This window comes from Butyricicoccus sp. AM32-19, from assembly GCF_003480365.1.
GTDB lineage: Bacteria > Bacillota > Clostridia > Oscillospirales > Butyricicoccaceae > Agathobaculum > Agathobaculum butyriciproducens.
In genome coordinates, this window is record NZ_QUIX01000011.1 from 20,575 (window position 1) to 40,158 (window position 19,584).

15 protein-coding genes are annotated in these 19,584 nt (G+C 54.1%); all 15 read left to right on the forward strand.

Going from position 1 to position 19,584, the window contains the following annotated elements; translation table 11 throughout:
- Positions 1–219 precede the first annotated feature (219 nt).
- Positions 220–525 carry an ArsR/SmtB family transcription factor gene (locus DW806_RS09920; RefSeq protein WP_117750896.1) on the forward strand — a complete coding sequence of 102 codons (306 nt, stop codon included), beginning with the start codon at positions 220–222 and terminating at the stop codon, positions 523–525.
- 5 nt (positions 526–530) lie between these two features.
- Entirely contained in the window at positions 531–3,227 is a 2,697-nt protein-coding gene (locus DW806_RS09925; RefSeq protein ID WP_118729843.1) for a heavy metal translocating P-type ATPase, read from the forward strand.
- A 132-nt stretch (positions 3,228–3,359) separates the two neighbouring features.
- A complete protein-coding gene (locus DW806_RS09930; protein ID WP_118729885.1) occupies positions 3,360–5,210 on the forward strand; it encodes a TIGR03960 family B12-binding radical SAM protein in 1,851 nt (616 codons plus the stop codon).
- Positions 5,203–5,871 (forward strand): TIGR03936 family radical SAM-associated protein, encoded by a 669-nt coding sequence (locus tag DW806_RS09935; RefSeq protein WP_118729844.1) that lies wholly within the window; start codon positions 5,203–5,205, stop codon positions 5,869–5,871. The genes DW806_RS09930 and DW806_RS09935 overlap by 8 nt, the downstream gene beginning before the upstream one ends.
- 12 nt (positions 5,872–5,883) lie before the next feature.
- Positions 5,884–7,281 (forward strand): tRNA (N6-isopentenyl adenosine(37)-C2)-methylthiotransferase MiaB, encoded by a 1,398-nt coding sequence (gene miaB / locus DW806_RS09940; protein WP_118729845.1) that lies wholly within the window; start codon positions 5,884–5,886, stop codon positions 7,279–7,281.
- A 15-nt stretch (positions 7,282–7,296) separates the two neighbouring features.
- Complete coding sequence (mutS, locus tag DW806_RS09945; protein ID WP_118729846.1) at positions 7,297–9,891, forward strand: DNA mismatch repair protein MutS; 2,595 nt, start codon at positions 7,297–7,299, stop codon at positions 9,889–9,891.
- A 60-nt stretch (positions 9,892–9,951) separates the two neighbouring features.
- Entirely contained in the window at positions 9,952–11,958 is a 2,007-nt protein-coding gene (mutL, locus tag DW806_RS09950; RefSeq protein ID WP_118729847.1) for a DNA mismatch repair endonuclease MutL, read from the forward strand.
- A gap of 16 nt (positions 11,959–11,974) precedes the next feature.
- Positions 11,975–12,916 (forward strand): tRNA (adenosine(37)-N6)-dimethylallyltransferase MiaA, encoded by a 942-nt coding sequence (gene miaA, locus DW806_RS09955; RefSeq protein WP_118729848.1) that lies wholly within the window; start codon positions 11,975–11,977, stop codon positions 12,914–12,916.
- A 32-nt stretch (positions 12,917–12,948) separates the two neighbouring features.
- Positions 12,949–13,197, forward strand: a complete 249-nt coding sequence (gene hfq, locus DW806_RS09960) for an RNA chaperone Hfq (protein WP_199667438.1) — start codon at positions 12,949–12,951, stop codon at positions 13,195–13,197.
- Between the two features lie 19 nt (positions 13,198–13,216).
- Positions 13,217–14,506 carry an HlyD family efflux transporter periplasmic adaptor subunit gene (locus tag DW806_RS09965; RefSeq protein ID WP_118729849.1) on the forward strand — a complete coding sequence of 430 codons (1,290 nt, stop codon included), beginning with the start codon at positions 13,217–13,219 and terminating at the stop codon, positions 14,504–14,506.
- A complete protein-coding gene (locus tag DW806_RS09970; protein WP_118729850.1) occupies positions 14,503–15,228 on the forward strand; it encodes a YggS family pyridoxal phosphate-dependent enzyme in 726 nt (241 codons plus the stop codon). Before DW806_RS09965 ends, DW806_RS09970 begins: the two co-directional genes overlap by 4 nt.
- A 20-nt stretch (positions 15,229–15,248) precedes the next feature.
- Entirely contained in the window at positions 15,249–15,749 is a 501-nt protein-coding gene (locus DW806_RS09975; RefSeq protein ID WP_243022707.1) for a cell division protein SepF, read from the forward strand.
- Between the two features lie 21 nt (positions 15,750–15,770).
- Positions 15,771–16,037: a YggT family protein gene (locus DW806_RS16085; RefSeq protein ID WP_147356920.1), complete on the forward strand. Its 267-nt coding sequence runs from the start codon at positions 15,771–15,773 to the stop codon at positions 16,035–16,037.
- A gap of 94 nt (positions 16,038–16,131) precedes the next feature.
- Positions 16,132–16,725: a DivIVA domain-containing protein gene (locus tag DW806_RS09985; RefSeq protein ID WP_117488033.1), complete on the forward strand. Its 594-nt coding sequence runs from the start codon at positions 16,132–16,134 to the stop codon at positions 16,723–16,725.
- A 27-nt stretch (positions 16,726–16,752) separates the two neighbouring features.
- Positions 16,753–19,542, forward strand: a complete 2,790-nt coding sequence (ileS, locus tag DW806_RS09990) for an isoleucine--tRNA ligase (RefSeq protein WP_118729851.1) — start codon at positions 16,753–16,755, stop codon at positions 19,540–19,542.
- Positions 19,543–19,584: the final 42 nt, after the last annotated feature.

Genomic DNA, 19,584 nt, shown 5'->3' on the forward strand with positions numbered 1-19,584 from the left:
AATGCGTTCAAGTCCTGCAGACCGTATCCGGCCTGCAGGACTTTTTTGCACGCAAAATTGTCATTTGTGTCCGACTCGATTCTTGACAGAAGTGGACTGGAATGTTATCATAAGTTGAATAGATATGCACATATTGCGGGAGGGATCAAATTGTCGGCAAAGCATACAGACGCAGAACTGGAGTGCTGCGAGGAGCATATCGTCCATACGGACGCAGTTATGGCAGCGCGCAGCGCAATGCCGGCAGAGGAGATCACTACAGCCGCATCAGATTTTTTCAAAGCGTTTTCCGACAAGACCCGCTTGCGGATACTGGCGGCGCTTGTTTCCGCGGAGCTGTGTGTCTGCGATATTGCGTCGCTGCTGAACATGAGCCAGTCCGCGATATCGCATCAGCTTCGTTTTTTGAAACAGGCGCGGTTGGTCAAGAGTCGAAAAACCGGAAAAACAGTATACTATGCGCTGTGCGATGATCATATTCAGACCATTTTGGCACAGGGAATCGCGCACGTGCAGGAGGGATAAACGGAATGAGCGAAAATAACCGCCCTGATTCGGAAGAGAAGAAGGACCAGACAACGGCGGAAGATATTTTAGCACAGGTCGATTCGATTTTAGCGGATCTGGAGAATTCGGCAGTAGCGCAGCTGTTTGCCGCTCCGGAAAAGCCTAAACCCGAAGAGAACAAAAAACCGCCTGAAAAAGAAGAATCAGCGCCGCCCGGCGAGCCTGAGCCGCCGGACAAGAATGCGGAGCAGCCGGAGATTGAACCGGAAGCCGATACATCGCATCAAAGTGAAAGCGAATCTCCGGAGGCGAAAACGCCGCCAGAGGAAGCGGCGGCAGCTGAGCCTGCAAAGCCCTCGGAGGAATCAGACGCAGCAGAGGAATCGCCGGAAGATTCGGAAGACGAATTTGACGAAGAAGAAGATTCGACGGATGAGGCTGAAGACGAGGACGACTGGGACGAACCGGAATTTGACGACGAAGGTATAGAGGACGAGCTTCCTGAGGAAGAACAATCAGAGGAAGCGGAATTTGAGCCTATCATAGAGGAAAAGCCGGACAGGCTGCAGAAGCTAAAAGAAAAACTGAAAAACCATGAAAAGGACAAGGCGGAGAAAAAGGAACAGGCAAAATCCGCACCTAAGGAGAAGCCTAAACCAAAGGATGAAAAAAAGCCGGAGGAAAAGAAACCGGAACCGCCGGTAATCGAAGTTCCGGAGGACGCGGACGATACCACCGGTATGAATTTCGTGCAGAAGGCACAGTACCGGGCCAAAATGCGTCGGCGTGAGCAGACCCGTCTGCGGCGAGAAAATGCACGCCGTATACAGGAAGGCGCCGAAGTGACCTATCAGCCGATGACACGGTTGGATATGCAGAGCACAGGCGCACGGTTGGCTGCCGCGGCAATCGTTCTTGTGGCCGGAATCGCGATGGGAGGTTCGAGTGCGGCATTGCCGCTCTGCCTGTTGGCGTTTTTGATCACAGCGCTGCCGATTGCAGCGCGTGTGCTGACCAATCTGACACACGGTTCATTTTTCGATGAATATCTGCTCGTGCTAATGGCATCCATCGGCGCATTCGCGCTCGGCAGCCGTGCAGAAGCAACGATCGTGCTCATCCTGTTTGAGATTGGCAAAATTGCAGGTGATATCGTTCTATTATCCACCTATCAGGCATTGCCGCAGCAGCATGATTTCATGCCGGAAAAGGCAACGGTCGTCAACATGAAGGGCGAACAGCGTCAGGTTCCGCTGGCAGATATCCGTCTGGGCGAGCTGGTTCTGGTACACTCGGGTGAGCGCGTACCGATTGACGGCGTTGTACTTCGCGGAGACGGCACGGTGGATGACAGCGTGCTTACCGGTGAAAACGTGCCGATGGCAGTTGATAAGAACACGCGTGTGCTGGCAGGCAGCCGGTATAACGGCTCTCTGATGCTGATTCGTGTGATCTCGCGCTATGAAGACTGCGCGGTTCGTCAGATTCGTCGCGTACAGAATGCGGCCGCCGAACACAAGGCAGCGTTGGAAAACAGTGCGCAGCGTAATGCCAAGCGTCTGGTTCCGGTTGTGATCGTCATTGCCGTACTGGCAGCCGCACTTCCGCCGCTGTTCATGCCCGGTTCAGATATGACCGGCTGGGTATATCGCGGACTGACGCTTCTCATTGCCTGCTGTCCGACCGCACTGGCGCTGGCTGTCCCGCTTGCTTTTGTATGCGGCGGCGGCCGACTTGAGAGTGAAGGCGTTCACATGAAGGGCAGCGAAGCGATGGAACGGACTGCAGACCTGCGTCTGGTCGTGTTCAACAAGACCGGCACAGTGACTAACGGCAATCTGCAGATTAAAAAGATTTATCCCACACAAGAGTTTTCCGAAAAGAACTGTCTGGCACTTGCCGCAGCAGCTGAGCAGCTTTCACAGCATCCGATTGCGCGCGCAATCGCAAGTGCATGCCAGGAAAAACTGCCAAAGATCGAGGAATTTGAGGAATTCCCGGGCCGTGGCGTGCGCGCCCGTATCGGTGATCACGTTCTGCTGGTAGGCAACCGCAAGCTGATGGTCTCCCGCGGTGTCAAGGGCTTGCCGGATATTGACGGCACGGTTGTTTACATCGCCTGTGAAGGGGAGCACATCGGTGTGATTGAATTGGAGGATACGGTTCGTCCGTCCGCTGCTGACGCGATCAAAAAGATCAAGGATCAGGGTGTTGAGCGCACGGTGCTTATCACCGGTGACGCTGAGACACCAACTCAGCGAATTGCAAATGCCGCCGGTATTGACACCGTTCACTGCGGCCTGATGCCCGAGGAAAAGCAAGCGAAGCTGGACTTTATGATGCGCACGATTCCGACAGACGGCACGACCGCCTATGTCGGCGACGGCGTAAGCGATATCGAGCAGCTCAAGATGGCCGATGTCGGTGTGGCAATGGGCACGCGCGGCTCCCGCTATTCAGCGGATGCGGCGAATATACTGATTACCGCAAATGATCTGAGCGGTCTCGGCGAGGCTGTTCAGGTCTGCAAGACTACACACGGAGTTGCAATGCAGAATCTGACACTGCTGGCCGCCATCAAGCTGGTGCTTGCTGTACTGGCGCTGATCGGTCTGGCGCAGATGTGGATGGCAGTTATCGTCGATGCTGTACTCACGGTGCTGACCGTGTTCAATACGACCCGACTGCTCGGCAGCAAGCCGGAAATTTCGGAGGAATAAGCAAAACGCGAAGGAAGTGTAAAAGCTTCCTTCGCGTTTATTTTTTGTTTCGTGTACTTTCTGCGCGAAAACGGTCAAAAACGGTATGGTTTTTTTCGGAAGGATATGATACAATAATCTGTATGAATGAAAATGGAGGAATACGTCTTGCATAAAAAGATGGAAGCCATTTTGTCCCGTGTACAGAAGCCGGCACGCTACGTCGGCGGTGAATGGGGCTCGGTGATGAAAGATAAAAAGAACATCGATCTACGATTTGCGTTCTGTTTTCCGGATACCTATGAGGTTGCCATGTCTCACCTCGGTTCGCGTATCCTGTACGGTCTGCTCAACGATCAGAAGGGCATCTGGTGCGAACGCGTCTGCGCGCCATGGATTGACATGGAGGCTGAAATGCGCGAGGCAGGACTGCCGCTGTACGGTCTGGAGAGCGGTGACCCGTTGTCGGACTTTGATATTATCGCTTTTACGCTGCAGTACGAGCTGTCGTTTTCCAACATTCTGAATATGCTGGATCTCGGCGGTATTCCGGTGCTGGCAAAGGACCGTACCGAACTCAAGCATATTGTAGCCTGCGGCGGTCCGTGTGCCTACAATCCGGAGCCGCTGGCTGACTTTGTTGACCTGTTCATGATCGGCGACGGCGAGGAGATCATGCTGGAATTTACCGATCTGTACCGCAAGGCCAAGCGCGAAGGCTGGTCTAAGCAGGAATTTCTGATTGCGGCAGCACAGATCGAGGGCATGTATGTACCTTCGCTGTACGAAGTCAAGTATCACGAGGACGGCACAATCGAGAGCGTCACACCGACGCACAGTGCACCGGCTCTCGTGCAGAAGCGCATCGTCAAGGATCTGGATACCATGTACTATCCGGAGTCCTTTGTTGTGCCTTCGACCGACATCGTGTTCGACCGTGCGATGATCGAGCTGTTCCGCGGCTGTCCACGCGGCTGCCGATTCTGTCAGGCCGGTCACACTTATCGTCCGCTGCGTACCAAGTCCAAGGAAGTGCTGCTCAAGCAGGCGCAGGCGGTGCTCAAGAACTCCGGTTACGAGGAAATCTCTCTGTCCTCGCTGTCTACGAGCGACTACGGTGAGCTGTCCGGTCTGACCGAGTGTATGCTCGACTATTGTGAGCCGCGTCATATCAGTCTGTCACTGCCGTCTCTTCGTGCGGACAGCTTTTCCGCCGAACTGATGGAGCGCGTACAGAAAACCCGCAAAAGCGGCCTGACGTTCGCATGTGAGGCCGGTACGCAGCGCCTGCGCGATGTTATCAACAAGAACATCCGCGAGGAGGACGTGCTCCATGCCTGCGAGATTGCCTTTCAGGGCGGTTGGAATAATGTCAAGCTGTACTTTATGATGGGTCTGCCGACCGAGACCTACGAGGATCTGGACGGCATTTCCGACATTTGCAAAAAGGTCGCCTATTGCTGGCGTGAGAACACGCCCAACCGTGCGCGCGGCGTGCGTATCACAGCGTCGGCTTCGTGCTTTGTGCCCAAGCCGCAGACCCCGTTCCAGTGGGACGCGCAGGACACGCTCGAGCAGTTCCGCGAGAAGCAGGCGCATCTCAAGGTGGTCATGAAAACCAAGAATGTCACCTACAACTGGCATGATGCCGAGACCTCGGTACTCGAGGGCGTTATTGCACGCGGCGACCGCCGCCAGGGCAAGGCGATTCTGCTGGCGTGGCAGCGCGGCTGCAAGATGGACGGCTGGGATCAGTGCTTCGACTTTGACAAGTGGATGCAGGCGTTCCGCGACTGCGGACTGGATCCCGCGTTCTACGCATCCCGTCAGCGTCCGATGGACGAGGTGTTCCCGTGGGATCACATCGGCTGCGGCACGCGCAAAGAGCACCTCAAGCGTGAGTGGGAGCGTTCCCGCGAAGCGGCTATCACGCCGGACTGTATGCACCAGTGTGCCGGCTGCGGCGCAAGCGCTTTGCTGAAGGGAGGCAAGTGCCATGTTTAAGGCAAGAATGAAGTTTGCCAAGGAGGGACGCGCCAAGTATATCTCCCACCTTGATCTCATGCACGCCATGCAGCGTTCGATGGCACGCTGCCAGATGCCGCTGTGGTTCACCGAGGGCTTCAATCAGCACGCCTATGTTTCGGTGGCGCTGCCGCTCTCGACCGGCTACTCCGGCGAGTGCGAATTTCTGGATTTCAATATCACGGCAGAAGCCGTGCCGGAAAATGCGGTGGAAGCGCTCAATGACGTATTTCCCGAGGGCCTGCGTGCAATCGAGATTTACCCGCTTGCCGACGGCGGCATGAAGGTCGGTTCGATCGAATGGTCGCAGTACCGCATCACCTGGGGCTTTGAGGGCGGTACGCCCAAGGGCTTTGCCGATGACGTGCGCGATCTGTTCCGCCGTCCGGTGGTCGAAATCGTTAAACGCTCCAAGAGAGGCGAAAAGGTCGTCAATATGCGTGAGCTGATGCGCGACCTGACCGTGACCGATGGTCCTGATGAGGTGACCGCTGTTGTCACCACCGCTGCCGGCAATAACAACATGAGTCCGGAATACCTGACCCGTGCCATCCGGCAGTATCTGCCGCAGTACGAAATTCCGTTCAGCGCGTACCACCGCATGAACGTGTTTACTTCTGACGGCACTCCATTCCGATAAAAGGAGAGTTTCATGGCAACTCAGAATGTTTCCGAAGAACAACTGCAGTCGCAGTTTACCTATATTGACGCGGTAGCCCGCCTGTTGGGGGACAAGCGTCCCAAAGCCTATACGCATACGTTTGGCTGCCAACAGAACGAGGCGGATACCGAGCGTATCCGCGGTATGCTGTCCGAAATGGGCTACGAAATGACCGATACACCGGATGAGGCGGATTTTATTCTTTTCAACACCTGTGCTGTGCGTGAGCATGCCGAGGATCGTGCGTTCGGCAACATCGGCGCACTCCGCCACCTGAAAAAAGAGCGGCCGGACATTGTTATTGCAATGTGCGGCTGCATGGCCCAGCAGGAGAAGAATGTCGAGAAGATCAAGAAAAGCTATCCGCAGGTAAATCTCCTGTTCGGCACGCATGCGCTCTGGCGATTTCCGTCGTTGCTGTACCGCGTGCTGACCGAGAAAAAACGCGTATTTGACATCGGCGGCGAGGACGATATTGCCGAAGGCCTGCCGGTGCTGCGTGCCAAGGGCGCGAAGGCGTGGCTGTCCATCATGTATGGCTGCAACAACTTCTGCACCTACTGCATCGTGCCGTATGTGCGAGGCAGAGAGCGCAGCCGCCGACCGGAGGAGATCGAAAAGGAACTGCGCGAGCTGGTCGATGCAGGCTATAAGGAGATTACTCTGCTCGGGCAGAACGTCAACTCCTACGGCAAGGACCTTGGCATTGACGTGGATTTTGCCGATCTTTTGCGCCGTCTCAACGCCGTGCCCGGCGATTTCTGGCTGCGGTTTATGACAAGCCACCCGAAGGACGCGTCTCCCAAACTGTTTTCTGCTATGGCAGAGTGCGATAAGGTTGCAAAGCAGCTGCACCTGCCGTTCCAGTCTGGCAGCGATGAGATTCTGCACCGTATGAACCGCCGCTATACGGCAGAGCACTACAAGTCGCTGATTGCGGATGCACGGTCGAAAATGCCGGATATTACGCTGTCAAGCGATATTATTGTTGGTTTTCCGGGCGAAACGGAAGAGAATTTTGAGGACACCTTAAAGCTGGTGCAGGACACCCGTTTTGACCTGCTGTTTACGTTTCTGTATTCGCCCCGCGCGGGCACGCCCGCGGCCTCTTATGAGGATAACGCAACACAGCAGGACAAGCAGCGCCGCTTCGAGCGACTGCTCAAGGCGCAGGATGAAATCGTTGCTGAAAAGCAGGCGGCGTATCAGAGCAAAAAGCTGCGGCTGCTTGTAGACGGCAATGCCAAAGGACCGGAATATCCGTTTACCGCCCGTACCGAGGGCAACCTGCTTGTCTGCGTACGCGGTGACGATATCAAAATCGGTGAATTTATCGAGGCAGAGATCGAGAAAACCTCGCTTCGCTGTCTGTTTGCACACAAATTATAAGAAAGAGGTAAGAACATGGCTGAACTGACGCCCATGATGCAGCAGTATTTTGAGATCAAAAACAAAAATAAAGATTATATTCTGTTTTACCGTCTGGGCGATTTCTACGAAATGTTCTTTGACGATGCCAAGCTGGTCTCCCGCGAGCTGGAGCTGACGCTGACCGGCCGCGACTGCGGTCAGGGAGAACGTGCACCGATGTGCGGCGTGCCGTATCACAGCGCGGAAGGCTATATTGCCAAGCTGGTGCAGAAGGGTTACAAAATCGCGATCTGTGAGCAGATGGAGGACCCGAAAAAGGCAAAAGGTCTGGTCAAGCGCGAGATCATCCGACGCGTGACACCGGGTACGGTCGTGGAAGCCTCCATGCTGGATGAAAATCGGAACAACTTTCTCGGCTGCGTATATGCAGCCGGTGGTTCTGTCGGCGTATGCTTTGCTGATATTACGACAGGTTCGGTGTACGCGACCGGCTCGGATAACTGGAATGACATCACCAGCGAGTTCGGACGCTTTGCGCCGCGTGAAGTGCTGGTCGGCGGCGGAGCCATTTCTGCAGACAGCCTTCAGTCCTTTCTGAAGGAACGTCTGGAGGCGCTTATCGAGCCGATGCCGGAGGAGTGCTTTGAGGCACAGCGCAGTGCGGAACGCATTCAGGAGCACTTCAAGGTGCAGGACTTTGACGCTGCCGGTCTGACCGACCTGCCGTGCACTGTGCAGTGCCTCGGCGGTCTGCTGGATTACCTCGAGCAGACGCAGAAGGCCAGCCTTTCCAGTCTGAATCAGCTGCAGGTGTACCATCAAGGCCAGTATATGGAGCTTGACCTGATCGCACGCCGCAATCTCGAGCTTTGCGAGACTATGCGCACCAAGGAGAAGAAGGGCACGCTGCTGTGGGTGCTTGACCACACGCGCACGGCAATGGGTTCGCGCCTGATTCGTCAGTGGATTGAAAAACCGCTGTATAATCCGCTGCATATTGCACGCCGTCAGCAGGCGGTAGGTGCATTGTGTGACGATGTAATTGCCCGCACGGCATTGACGGACGCACTCAAGCGGGTGTTCGATATGGAGCGCCTGATTGGGCGCGTAGCCTACGGCACTGCAAACTGCCGTGATCTGCGTGCGCTGTCGGCGGCAATTTCTTGCCTGCCGGAGATCAAAACGCAGGCTGCTCTGTTCGGACAGGCTATGCTGCGTGAGCTGACCGGCAAGATTGATCTGCTTGAAGACATCCGCGCGCTGGTCGAGCAGGCCATCGTGGATGAGCCGCCGATTCTTCTTCGGGAAGGCGGCATGATCCGCAAGGGCTTCAACGAGGAGATTGACCGTCTGCGCGACCTTGCGTCCGGCGGTAAGGGTAAAATTGCCGAAATCGAGCAGGCGGAACGCGAGCGTACCGGTATCAGCAAGCTGAAAATCGGCTACAACCGCGTGTTCGGCTATTATATTGAGGTCAGCCGCTCCAATGCGGAGGCGGTCCCGGAGAACTACATTCGTAAGCAGACGCTTGCGAACAGCGAGCGCTATATCACCGAGGAGCTGAAACAGCTCGAGAGCACCGTGCTCGGTGCGCAGGAGCGGCTGACCGCACTCGAGTATGAGGTGTTTGTCTCTGTGCGTGACCAGATTGCCGCCGAGGTACACCGCGTGCAGAAAACCGCGCAGGCTATCGCAGCGCTTGACGTTCTGTGCGCTCTGGCTGATGTGGCATGTGATAACAACTATGTTTGTCCGGTGGTGGATTTTTCCGACCGCATTGACATCAAGGACGGCCGTCACCCGGTTGTTGAGAAAATGCTGTCCGACAGTCTGTTCATCCCGAACGACACCTTGCTCGACAGCAAGGAAAACCGCGTCGCTATCATCACCGGCCCGAATATGGCAGGCAAATCCACCTATATGCGGCAGGTGGCACTGATTACCATCATGGCGCAGATTGGTTCGTATGTACCGGCCTCGTCCGCGCATATCGGCGTGGCAGACCGCGTGTTTACCCGTGTCGGCGCGTCGGATGATCTGGCGAGCGGTCAATCCACCTTCATGGTGGAGATGAGCGAGGTCGCGGATATTCTGCGGCACGCTACCAAGTCCAGCCTAATTATTCTGGATGAGATTGGCCGCGGCACCTCTACCTATGACGGCATGAGCATTGCCCGCGCAGTCGTAGAGTATGTAGCGGACAAAAAGCGCATCGGCGCACGCGCGCTGTTTGCAACGCATTATCACGAACTGACCGTGCTTGAAGATTTGGTCAAGGGCGTCAAGAATTACAATATCGCGGTCAAAAAGCGCGGTGATGACATTACGTTCCTGCGCAAAATCGTGCGCGGCGGCGCGGATGACAGCTACGGCATTGAGGTTGCAAAGCTGGCCGGTGTGCCGAATCCGGTTATCAAGCGGGCAAAGGCTGTGCTGGCGGATCTGGAATCCACTATGCCGAAAATCGAGCTGCACGCCGTAGCCGAGGAACCGGAAGACGTTCCGCAGATTACGATAGATTCGCTCTCCGGCGACGCAGTCGCAGAGCGGCTGCGTGCACTGCAGGTGGACACCATGACGCCGATCGAGGCGCTCAACGCATTGTATGAGCTGAAAAAGCTGGTTTAATCATTTATCAGGGCAGGAAAGACCAACCATGATTTGTTCCGGAAAGGAAAACAAAGAAAAATGGCAGTGATTCATGAATTATCTCCGCATCTTGCGGATCTGATCGCGGCAGGAGAGGTTGTTGAACGGCCGTCCTCTGTGGCGAAGGAGCTGGTCGAGAATGCGATTGACGCAGGTTCTACCCGCATTACGGTGGAGATCGAAAACGGCGGCATTACCTATCTGCGTATTGCGGATAACGGCTGCGGCATGTCGGCAGAGGATGCACCTGTGGCCTTCCGCCGCCACGCGACCAGCAAGCTGCGTACCGAGGAAGATTTGAATGCTATCGGCACATTGGGCTTCCGCGGTGAAGCACTGGCTGCGATTTCGTCGGTTACGCGCATTGATCTGTTCACGCGTCAGGCAGGTTCGATTGCGGGTCTGCACCTGCATCTGGAAGCCGGTGAGATTCAGACACAGGAGGAAGCCGGCTGTCCGGAAGGCACAACAATCGTTGTGCGCGACCTGTTCTTCAACACACCGGCTCGCATGAAGTTTCTCAAAAAGGACTTCACCGAGGCGGGTTACATTCTCGGCGTAGTACAGCATGCGGCGCTCTCCCATCCGGAGATTGCGTTCACGCTCATTCGCGACGGCAAGCAGGTATTCTCGTCGGACGGCAAGGGCAAGCTGATTGCACCGGTGTTCGGCGTATTCGGCAAGGAAATGACTGCCAATATGATTGAAGTGCCGACGACCGAGCGCAACGGTATGACCGTGCACGGCTACATTGTCAAGCCGCACGCCGGACGTGCCAACCGTTCCATGCAGCACTTTTTCGTCAATGGCCGCTATGTCAAGAGCCGTCTTATGCAGGCTGCAATGGAAGAGGCCTATCGCAATGCAATCATCACCGGCAAATATCCGTCTGGTGCGCTTTTCCTGGATTTGCCGCTGTCGGCGGTCGACGTCAACGTGCATCCTGCAAAAACCGAGGTCAAATTTTCGCAGGAAAAGCCGATTTTCGAGGTCGTGTATATTGCCTGCAAGAATGCGCTTGCCGCAAACGACAATATGCCGCATCTGGAGCACAAGGAGAAGGAAGCGCCTGCCAAGCCGCGTGAAGATAATCTGACGCATGAGCAGCAGCGGTTTGCGATTCCAAAGCCGGTAGACCCTAAGCCGTTTGTCACGCCGAGTGTCAAGCCAACACCGATTGCACCGGTAAAGAACGACGAGGAAGCACCGGATTTAGAAGATTTCCTCGTGTCTATCCCGCCAAAGGCAGAGCGTCCGCGCAGTGCATCGAGTTATCTGTCCGCGCCGCGCATCCTGCAGGACGAACCGCAGGAACCGGTTCGTCCGCGAATGGCACAGTCGATTGAGTCGTCGGTCGCAGAACCAACACCTGCCGTGCATACGCCGGAACCGGAGCCGGAAGATGAACCGATGGTTGTTGTGCCGCCTGTCAGCGCACCGGAGGTCAAGGATAAGCCGCAGATCCTGCAGCCGCTGGATGCCGGTGTGCGTGTAATCGGCGAATGCTTCCAGACGTACATTATTGCTGAGGACAAGGACGGCTTGATTCTCATCGACAAGCATGCCGCGCATGAACGTATTCTGTTTAACAAGCTGCGTGCGGAGACCGATATGCCGCAGCAGCAGCTTCTCACGCCTGTAATTGTAGAGCTGACCGGCGAGGAAGCCGCCGCTGTGCAGTCGCAGATCGCGGACATCCGTCAGGCAGGCTTTTCCATCGACAGCTTTGGCGAGAACAGCTTTGCCGTACGTAGCGTGCCCGCTTATCTGGATAGCGGCGATGTGCAGAGCGTCATCAGTGAATTGGCCGAAAAGGCGATGAACAGCCGTACCACCGTGCCGGATCGTCTGGATGATTTGATTCATACAGTAGCATGCAAGGCGGCAATCAAGGCAGGTAAGCCAACCACGATGACCGAGTTGCAGGACCTGTGCGAGCGGGTGCTGAACGATGACAACGTGCGTTCCTGCCCGCATGGCAGACCGACGACCGTTCGTCTGACCAAATATGAGCTTGACAAGATGTTCAAGCGTGTAAATCAATAAAAAGTGAGGAAACAGCATGGAAAACCGTTTGATCTGCATCTGCGGACCGACTGCCAGCGGCAAAACCGCCTTATCGGTCGCATTGGCGCAACAACTGCATACCGAGATCATTTCTGCGGATTCCATGCAGCTTTATCGTGAAATGGATATCGGCACCGCCAAGCCGGATATGAGGGAACGACAGGACGTACCGCACCATCTGTTCGATGTATGCGAGCCCGGCGAAACGTTCTCAGTGGCGCGGTATGTCGAACTGGCAGACGCTGCTGCGCAGAATATTCTGTCGCGCGGGATGACACCGATCGTTGTTGGCGGCACAGGATTGTACATGGACGCGCTCATCGAGTGCAGCGTATTCTCCGGCGATGAGACCGACCTGACCGTGCGTGAGAAATATCAGCGGATGGCGGCTGAGCAGGGCAATCAGGTGGTACATGACTGTCTGGCTAAGGTGGATCCGGCCGGAGCGGAACGTCTGCACCCGAATAATCTCAAGCGCGTCATTCGTGCTCTTGAGGTGTATGAGCAGACCGGTATGACGATCGACGAATTTAACCGCAGGAACAAGCGCCCGGAGCCAAAGTATGATGCGCTCAAGATCGGTGTTTGCCCGTCTGACCGTGAAATTCTGTATGACCGCATCAACCGCAGAGTGGATCTTATGATGGAAAACGGTCTGCTGGAGGAGACGAAACGGCTGGTGGAGCGCGGTCTGCTGACCGGCACTGCCGCGCAGGCCATCGGCTACAAAGAGCTGCTCGGCTATCTGAGCGGCGAGCAAACATTGGAAGAATGTACCGAATTGCTCAAGCGCCGCAGCAGAAATTATGCAAAACGTCAGCTTACCTGGCTGAAAAGGGATGACAGCATCCACTGGATATATTATAATAGTGGAGAAGAACTTCCTTTCGTCTTACAGGAAACGACAAAATATCTTCAAAACCACGGTGTACAATGATACCATAAATTGTAATTTCAACTGGAGGAATCATTGTGCGAAACGAAATCAACTTACAGGACAGAATGCTCAGTGCACTGCGTCAGCAGGCGCAGAACATCACCGTATTTTTAACGAACGGCTTTCAGATGCGCGGTATCGTCCGCGGATTCGACAGCTTCGTTGTGATTTTGGAGAGCGACGGAAAACAGCAAATGATCTATAAGCACGCAATCTCTACTCTGATCCCACAGCATAGAGTCGATCTCCATGCACCGAGAGGGGAGCGTGCGGAACAGTGAACATATACGAGGTCTTTACATGGGACAACAGACAAAAAGCACAAAATCCAAGCTGCGAAAACGGCGGAATGACGGCGGAAACCGCGTTGTATTTATCATTGCGGCAGTGCTGATGGTGATTTATCTGGGCGGCCGTCTTTCTAACGCTTTTTCGGCTGCACCGGAGACCACACCGGCTCTGCATGTCACAGTTAATGACAGCTTTACGAGCGATGGCTGGTTCTTCCGCGATGAAGAACCGATCGACAATGCCACGGGAAGCTCGGTCAAGCACATCGTGTACAGCGGTGAACGCGTACAGCAGGACGCACCGCTGGCAATCATCTATTCCGATCAGGAATCTATGGACCTGAGCCGACAGCTCGATCCGCTGGAGGAACGTATTTCTCTTCTGGATACGGCGCTGCAGTCCGCATCGGACAGCTCAAACATCGCAAAGCTGGATCAGGTCATCACGCTGACGATCGAGCAGCTGGCCGAGCAGGTGAAGGAAGGCAGCGGTTCTTCGGTCGCATCCGCCGCAAGTTCGCTGCGCACGCTGTCGCTACGCCGTGAGGCAGGCAATGTGGATACCAACGAGGTATCTGCCGAACGTGACGCTTTGGTTTCTGAGCAGTCCTCGCTTGAGCATCAGCTTACCGGCCGGACCACGGAACTTACTGCATCTTCGTCCGGATATTTCTCCGAGGTAGTGGATGGATACGAGAGTATTCTCACACCATCCTCACTGGATGAGATGACCGTGGAGCAGTTTGACAAGACCGTTGCGCAGCAGCCGTCTGCTGAGAACAGCAATTCGCTCGGCAAGATCGTCAAGGGATTCAACTGGTATCTGGCAGCTAAGATTCCGGCCGAGCAGGCCGAGCGTCTGCAGGTCGGTCAGGAGCTGACGGTAAACTTTACGCAGGCTTCGATGGAATCCAAAGTAACCGTGCATTCCATCAACCATCAAGGTGACAGCGATACAGCTCTGCTGGTGATGGAAGGCACAGAATTCAGCAGTGAAATGGTTTCCATGCGCGAACAGCCAATCGAAATTATCATTGCGACCTACACCGGACTCAAGGTGCCGAAGAGTGCCGTCCGCGTGCAGGAACAAACAGACAGCGACGGAAAGACCACGCAAATCCCCGGCGTGTTCATCCTGAGCGGCTCGATACAGAAATTCAAAATGATTAACGAGCTGTTTGAGGCGGACGATTATTATGTCGTCAAACAGAGTGCGACCGACTCCGATATGCTGGTCGAGCGAGACCAGGTTATCGTTCAAGGTAAAAATCTGCAAAACAATATGGTGGTGAAAACATGACGGAGCAAGAAAAGAAAGAACTGCAGGAACGCGTAAAATCTGTGATCGAGCGCGTCAACAATGCCGCCGTGCAGGCAGGGCGCGATCCCAGTGAAATTACGCTGGTGGCTGCGACCAAAATGAATGACGCCGAGCGCGTGCAGGTAGCCATCGAAGCAGGCATCCGCGTGTGCGGTGAAAACCGTGTGCAGGAGCTGCAGGAGAAGTATGAACAGGACGCCTACGATGGCGCAGACCTTCAGTTTATCGGCACGCTGCAGACCAACAAGGTCAAGTATCTGATCGGCAAGGTTTCGCTGATTCAGTCAGTCGGCTCGGTTCATCTCGGCGAGGCTATCGCCAAGGAAGCCGAGAAGCGCGGTGTTTGTCAGGATATTCTTCTGGAGGTAAATATCGGAAGAGAAGCCGCAAAAAGCGGTCTTCCGCCCGAAGAACTGCACGATGCGATCGTGAAATTGAGCGCAAAAAAGTCACTTCATATCCGCGGATTGATGGCAATTCCTCCCGTTGCAGATGAAAAAACAAAAAATTCAAACTACTTTACCGAAATGCGTCAAGTATTTATTGACATTTTGACGAAAAAATACGATAATGTAGATATGGATTATTTGTCTATGGGAATGACGAATGATTTTGAAACGGCGATTGCGTGCGGAGCGAACATGGTTCGCGTGGGCACGGCGATCTTTGGCAAACGGCCGTATCAGATCGTTTCGCCTTAAAACATAAGGAGGAACTTGGCATGGGTTCAATCAAAGGCTTTATTGATTGGGTAAAGGGCAGCGAGTTGGAGGACGACTACGAAGACGAGATGCCCCGTCAGAGAAACGAAGAACCTGCGATGGATAGCGAGCCATCATCTTACAATAGAAGATCCTATGACCGTTCGTACGACAGTGATGCACAGGACGCGCCTCAGGTGCGCCGTCACGATCGAAGCGATAAGGTTGTAAACATCAATACTACTACACAGCTGGCTGTGGTTCTGGTCAAGCCGGATCGCTTTGAGGCGGCTGCAGAGATTGCAGATCATCTCAAGGACAAGCGTACGGTTGTCCTCAATCTGGAGCAGACCAACAAGGATATTGCCCGTCGCCTGGTGGACTTCCTCAGCGGTGTTGCGTATGCAAACGAAGGCAAGATCAAGAAGGTTGCAAACAGCACCTATATTATCACACCCTACAATGTTGATATTATGGGCGATCTGATCGACGAACTGGAAAACAGCGGTATGTATTTCTAAGCGCAGATCGTGAGTACTATCGTGAACAGCTTGGTAATATATTTCGTAGGAAGCTTATTGCGCATTCTGCAGTTTATGTTTTTTGCACGGGCAATCATGAGCTGGTTCGTACAGGGCAGCGACTCAAAAATCTACGAGTTTCTGTGCCTTGTTACCGAGCCGCTCATTCAACCTTTTCGCAGTCTGCTGAGCCGCGTGAGTGCACTGCGGAATTGTCCGTTTGATTTTGCGTTTATGCTGGCATTTTTTGTTCTGATTGTTTTAGAACAAATGGTATATATGCTTTAAGCCTGCCGGACAAACGGCGCTGATTTGGTCGGGCGCAGCCCGACCATTTTTCCGTGTCAGTACGGCAAATGATATAAAGACGGAGGAAAAACATATGACGGTGCAGGAAATACAAGAAATCGGCTTTGAAAAAGCAGTTTTCGGCGGATATGACATGAAGTCTGTCGATACTTTTCTCGAGCGTGTTGCAGAGGAATTTGCAGCGATGCAGAAGGAAAACGCTGCTATGAAGGCAAAAATGAAGGTGCTGGTCGATAAAATTGAAGAATACCGCGGTGTTGAAGAAGGAATGCACCGTACCCTACTGACCGCTCAGTCGATTGCACAGGAGACAATCGACAAGGCAAAGAAGGAAGCAGAGGAGATCATTGCTTCTGCGAAGGATGAAACCGCAAACAAGGTGAAAGACACCCAGGCGGAAATCAACACCGAGGAACAGAAACTGGAGACTGCCCGCAAGAACACTGCTGAGTTTATCGCTCATGTAGCAAAGCTGTATCAGTCGCAGGCAAGAGCATTGGCAGAGTTGGCGAAGGGCGAAAACCTCGCTCCGGTACAGCAGACTGAAGATGCAAAGAACACAAATGCGACTGGGAAGGGCGATGCACCAGTGGAAGATGCAACGCGTAAATTCGACTTCGGCGAACTGCAGTTCGGCACTGAATACGACCCGAAGGACGTTAAGTAAATAAGCGAAAGGACTGAATACTGCACAATGCAGCAGGATTACAACAATACGATCAATTTGCCCAAAACCGAATTCCCGATGCGTGCCGGTCTGCCGAAGCGCGAGCCGGGTTTTCTGGAAAACTGGGAGAAGAACGACCTCTACCATGAACTGATGAAGAAGAACGAGGGCAAGCCGCTTTTCGTTCTGCACGACGGCCCTCCGTATGCAAACGGCAATCTGCATATGGGTCATGCACTGAATAAGATCCTCAAGGATTTTATTCTGCGTTCGCGCAATATGATGGGTTATCAGGCTCCGTACATTCCGGGCTGGGATACCCATGGCCTTCCGATTGAGCGTCAGGCAATCAAGGCTTACGGCATGGATCGCAGCAAGGTTTCCACTGCGGAGTTCCGCTCCAAGTGTGAAGAGTTCGCACACGATCATGTCAATACCCAGCGTACCCAGTTTAAGCGTTTGGGCGTTATCGGCGACTGGGATCGTCCGTACCTGACCCTGACCCACGATTACGAGGCTGCTCAGATTGAGATTTTCGGCGAGATGGCTAAGAAGGGTTATATCTACAAGGGTCAGAAGCCGGTTTACTGGTGCCCGCACGACGAGACCGCACTGGCTGAGGCAGAGATTGAGTACAAGGATGTTCCGTGTAAGTCTATCTTTGTAAAGTTCGCTGTAACCGATGACAAGGGTGTTATCACCAAGCTGCTTGGTACCAAGGAGAATGTATATTTCGTAATTTGGACCACCACTACCTGGACCATTCCGGGCAACCTTGCAATTTCTCTGAACCCGAACTTCGAGTACGATTTCGTTAAGGTTCCGAACGGCGAGATTTATGTTCTGGCTAAGGAACTGGTTGCTTCTGTTATGAAGACTGCCGGCATTGACAGCTGGGAAGTTCTCGCAACCGTTCTCGGCTCTGATCTGGAGCTGATCAAGACCAAGCACCCGCTGTTCGACCGTGATTCTCTGGTTATCACCGGTGACCATGTAACGCTCGATGCCGGTACCGGCTGTGTTCATACCGCTCCGGGCTTTGGTGCTGATGACTTTATCGTTTGCCAGAGGTACAACATCCCGATTATCGTTCCGGTTGACGGCAAGGGCCGTCACACCGCCGAATCCGGCAAGTACGAGGGTATGTTTGTTGACGATTCCAACGAGGTTATTCTCAAGGATCTGGATGACTGCGGCGCACTTCTCGCAACCGAGGACATCGTGCACAGCTATCCGCATTGCTGGCGCTGCAAAAACCCGATCATCTTCCGTACCACCGAGCAGTGGTTCTGCTCTGTTGATGCGCTCAAGGATGACGCAGTCAAGGCTTGTGAGGACATCAAGTGGATTCCCGGTTGGGGTCAGGAGCGCATGACCTCCATGATCCGTGAGCGTTCCGACTGGTGTATTTCCCGTCAGCGTGTCTGGGGTGTTCCGATTCCGATCTTCACCTGCAAGAAGTGCGGCAAGCCGTTGGTAAATGAGCAGACGATTAAGACCGTTGCTGATCTGTTCCGTGAAAAGGGCTCCAACGCATGGTTCGACATGACGGCTGCTGAGATTCTGCCGGCAGGCACCAAGTGTGAGTGCGGCTGCAGCGAGTTCGACAAGGAAACCGACACCATGGATGTATGGTTTGACTCCGGTTCCTCCTGGCGTGCTGTTATCGAGAACCGCGAAGGTCAGAAGACCCCGGTTGACGTATATCTGGAAGGCAATGACCAGTATCGCGGCTGGTTCCAGTCCTCGATGCTGACTTCTATTGCTACGCAGGGCAAGGCTCCGTACAAGACGGTTATCACCCACGGTATGATCGTTGACGAGGAGCGCCAGAAGATGTCCAAGTCTCTGGGCAATGGTATTGCTCCGGAGGATATCCTCAAGCAGTATGGCGCAGACGTAATGCGTCTGTGGGTTGCTTCTTCTGACTACCGTCAGGATATGCGTATTTCCAAGGACATGCTCAAGCATCTGTCTCAGAACTACCTCAAGATCCGCAACACGGCTCGCTACATTCTGGGCAACCTGTTTGACTTTGATCCTAAGACCAACGCTGTTGCATACGCAGATATGCCGGAGTTGGATAAGTGGGCACTGATGAAGCTGAACGACCTTGCTGCAAAGGTTCGTGAGGGATATGATAGCTACGAATTCCACACCGTATTCCATGCAATTCATAATTTCTGTGTTGTTGATATGTCCAACTTCTACCTCGATGTGATCAAGGATCGTCTGTACTGCGATGAGACCGATGGTCTGAGCCGCCGCTCTGCACAGACTACGATCTATCGTATTCTGAGTGCGCTGGTTCGCATGCTGTCTCCGATCCTGTGCTTTACCGCAGACGAAATCTGGCAGGCTATGCCGCACGCTGCTGAGGATGATGCTCGCAACGTAGCATATAACGAGATGCCGCAGGCTGACGAGGCTTTGTCCTTCAGCGATGAGGATCGTGCTAAGTGGGACAAGCTGACCGCATTCCGCGATGACGTAAACAAGGCGCTCGAGGGTGCGCGTACTGCTAAGACCATCGGCAAGCCGTTGGAAGCATGCGTTACTGTTTACGCTGACGCTGAACAGGCTGCATTCCTGAACGGCTGTGGTCAGGATCTGGCCGATCTGTGCATTGTTTCCGAACTTGATGTCGTTGCCGGTGACGGTGAGGGCGTTGCAAGCGAGAATCTGCCGGGTCTGAAGATTGCTGTTGCCCGCGCAGCAGGTGAGAAGTGCCTGCGTTGCTGGAAGCAGGCTAAGACCGTTGGTTCTGATGCAAAGCATCCGGGTCTGTGTGCTCGCTGTGCCAAGGTTGTAGGCTAAAAGAAGAATCCAAGGGGGAGCAGAGCAATTCTGTTCCTCCTT

Excerpts from the sequence above, each read along its gene's own strand:
- DW806_RS09925 (WP_118729843.1), top strand. The coding sequence starts at position 531 with ATGAGCGAAAATAACCGCCCTGATTCGGAAGAGAAGAAGGACCAGACA.
- DW806_RS09935 (WP_118729844.1), top strand. The coding sequence starts at position 5,203 with ATGTTTAAGGCAAGAATGAAGTTTGCCAAGGAGGGACGCGCCAAGTAT.
- DW806_RS09970 (WP_118729850.1), top strand. The coding sequence starts at position 14,503 with ATGACGGAGCAAGAAAAGAAAGAACTGCAGGAACGCGTAAAATCTGTG.
- DW806_RS09975 (WP_243022707.1), top strand. The coding sequence starts at position 15,249 with ATGGGTTCAATCAAAGGCTTTATTGATTGGGTAAAGGGCAGCGAGTTG.
- miaB (WP_118729845.1), top strand. The coding sequence starts at position 5,884 with ATGGCAACTCAGAATGTTTCCGAAGAACAACTGCAGTCGCAGTTTACC.
- DW806_RS09920 (WP_117750896.1), top strand. The coding sequence starts at position 220 with ATGGCAGCGCGCAGCGCAATGCCGGCAGAGGAGATCACTACAGCCGCA.
- DW806_RS09965 (WP_118729849.1), top strand. The coding sequence starts at position 13,217 with ATGGGACAACAGACAAAAAGCACAAAATCCAAGCTGCGAAAACGGCGG.
- miaA (WP_118729848.1), top strand. The coding sequence starts at position 11,975 with ATGGAAAACCGTTTGATCTGCATCTGCGGACCGACTGCCAGCGGCAAA.
- DW806_RS09930 (WP_118729885.1), top strand. The coding sequence starts at position 3,360 with ATGGAGGAATACGTCTTGCATAAAAAGATGGAAGCCATTTTGTCCCGT.
- mutL (WP_118729847.1), top strand. The coding sequence starts at position 9,952 with ATGGCAGTGATTCATGAATTATCTCCGCATCTTGCGGATCTGATCGCG.
- ileS (WP_118729851.1), top strand. The coding sequence starts at position 16,753 with ATGCAGCAGGATTACAACAATACGATCAATTTGCCCAAAACCGAATTC.
- DW806_RS09985 (WP_117488033.1), top strand. The coding sequence starts at position 16,132 with ATGACGGTGCAGGAAATACAAGAAATCGGCTTTGAAAAAGCAGTTTTC.
- mutS (WP_118729846.1), top strand. The coding sequence starts at position 7,297 with ATGGCTGAACTGACGCCCATGATGCAGCAGTATTTTGAGATCAAAAAC.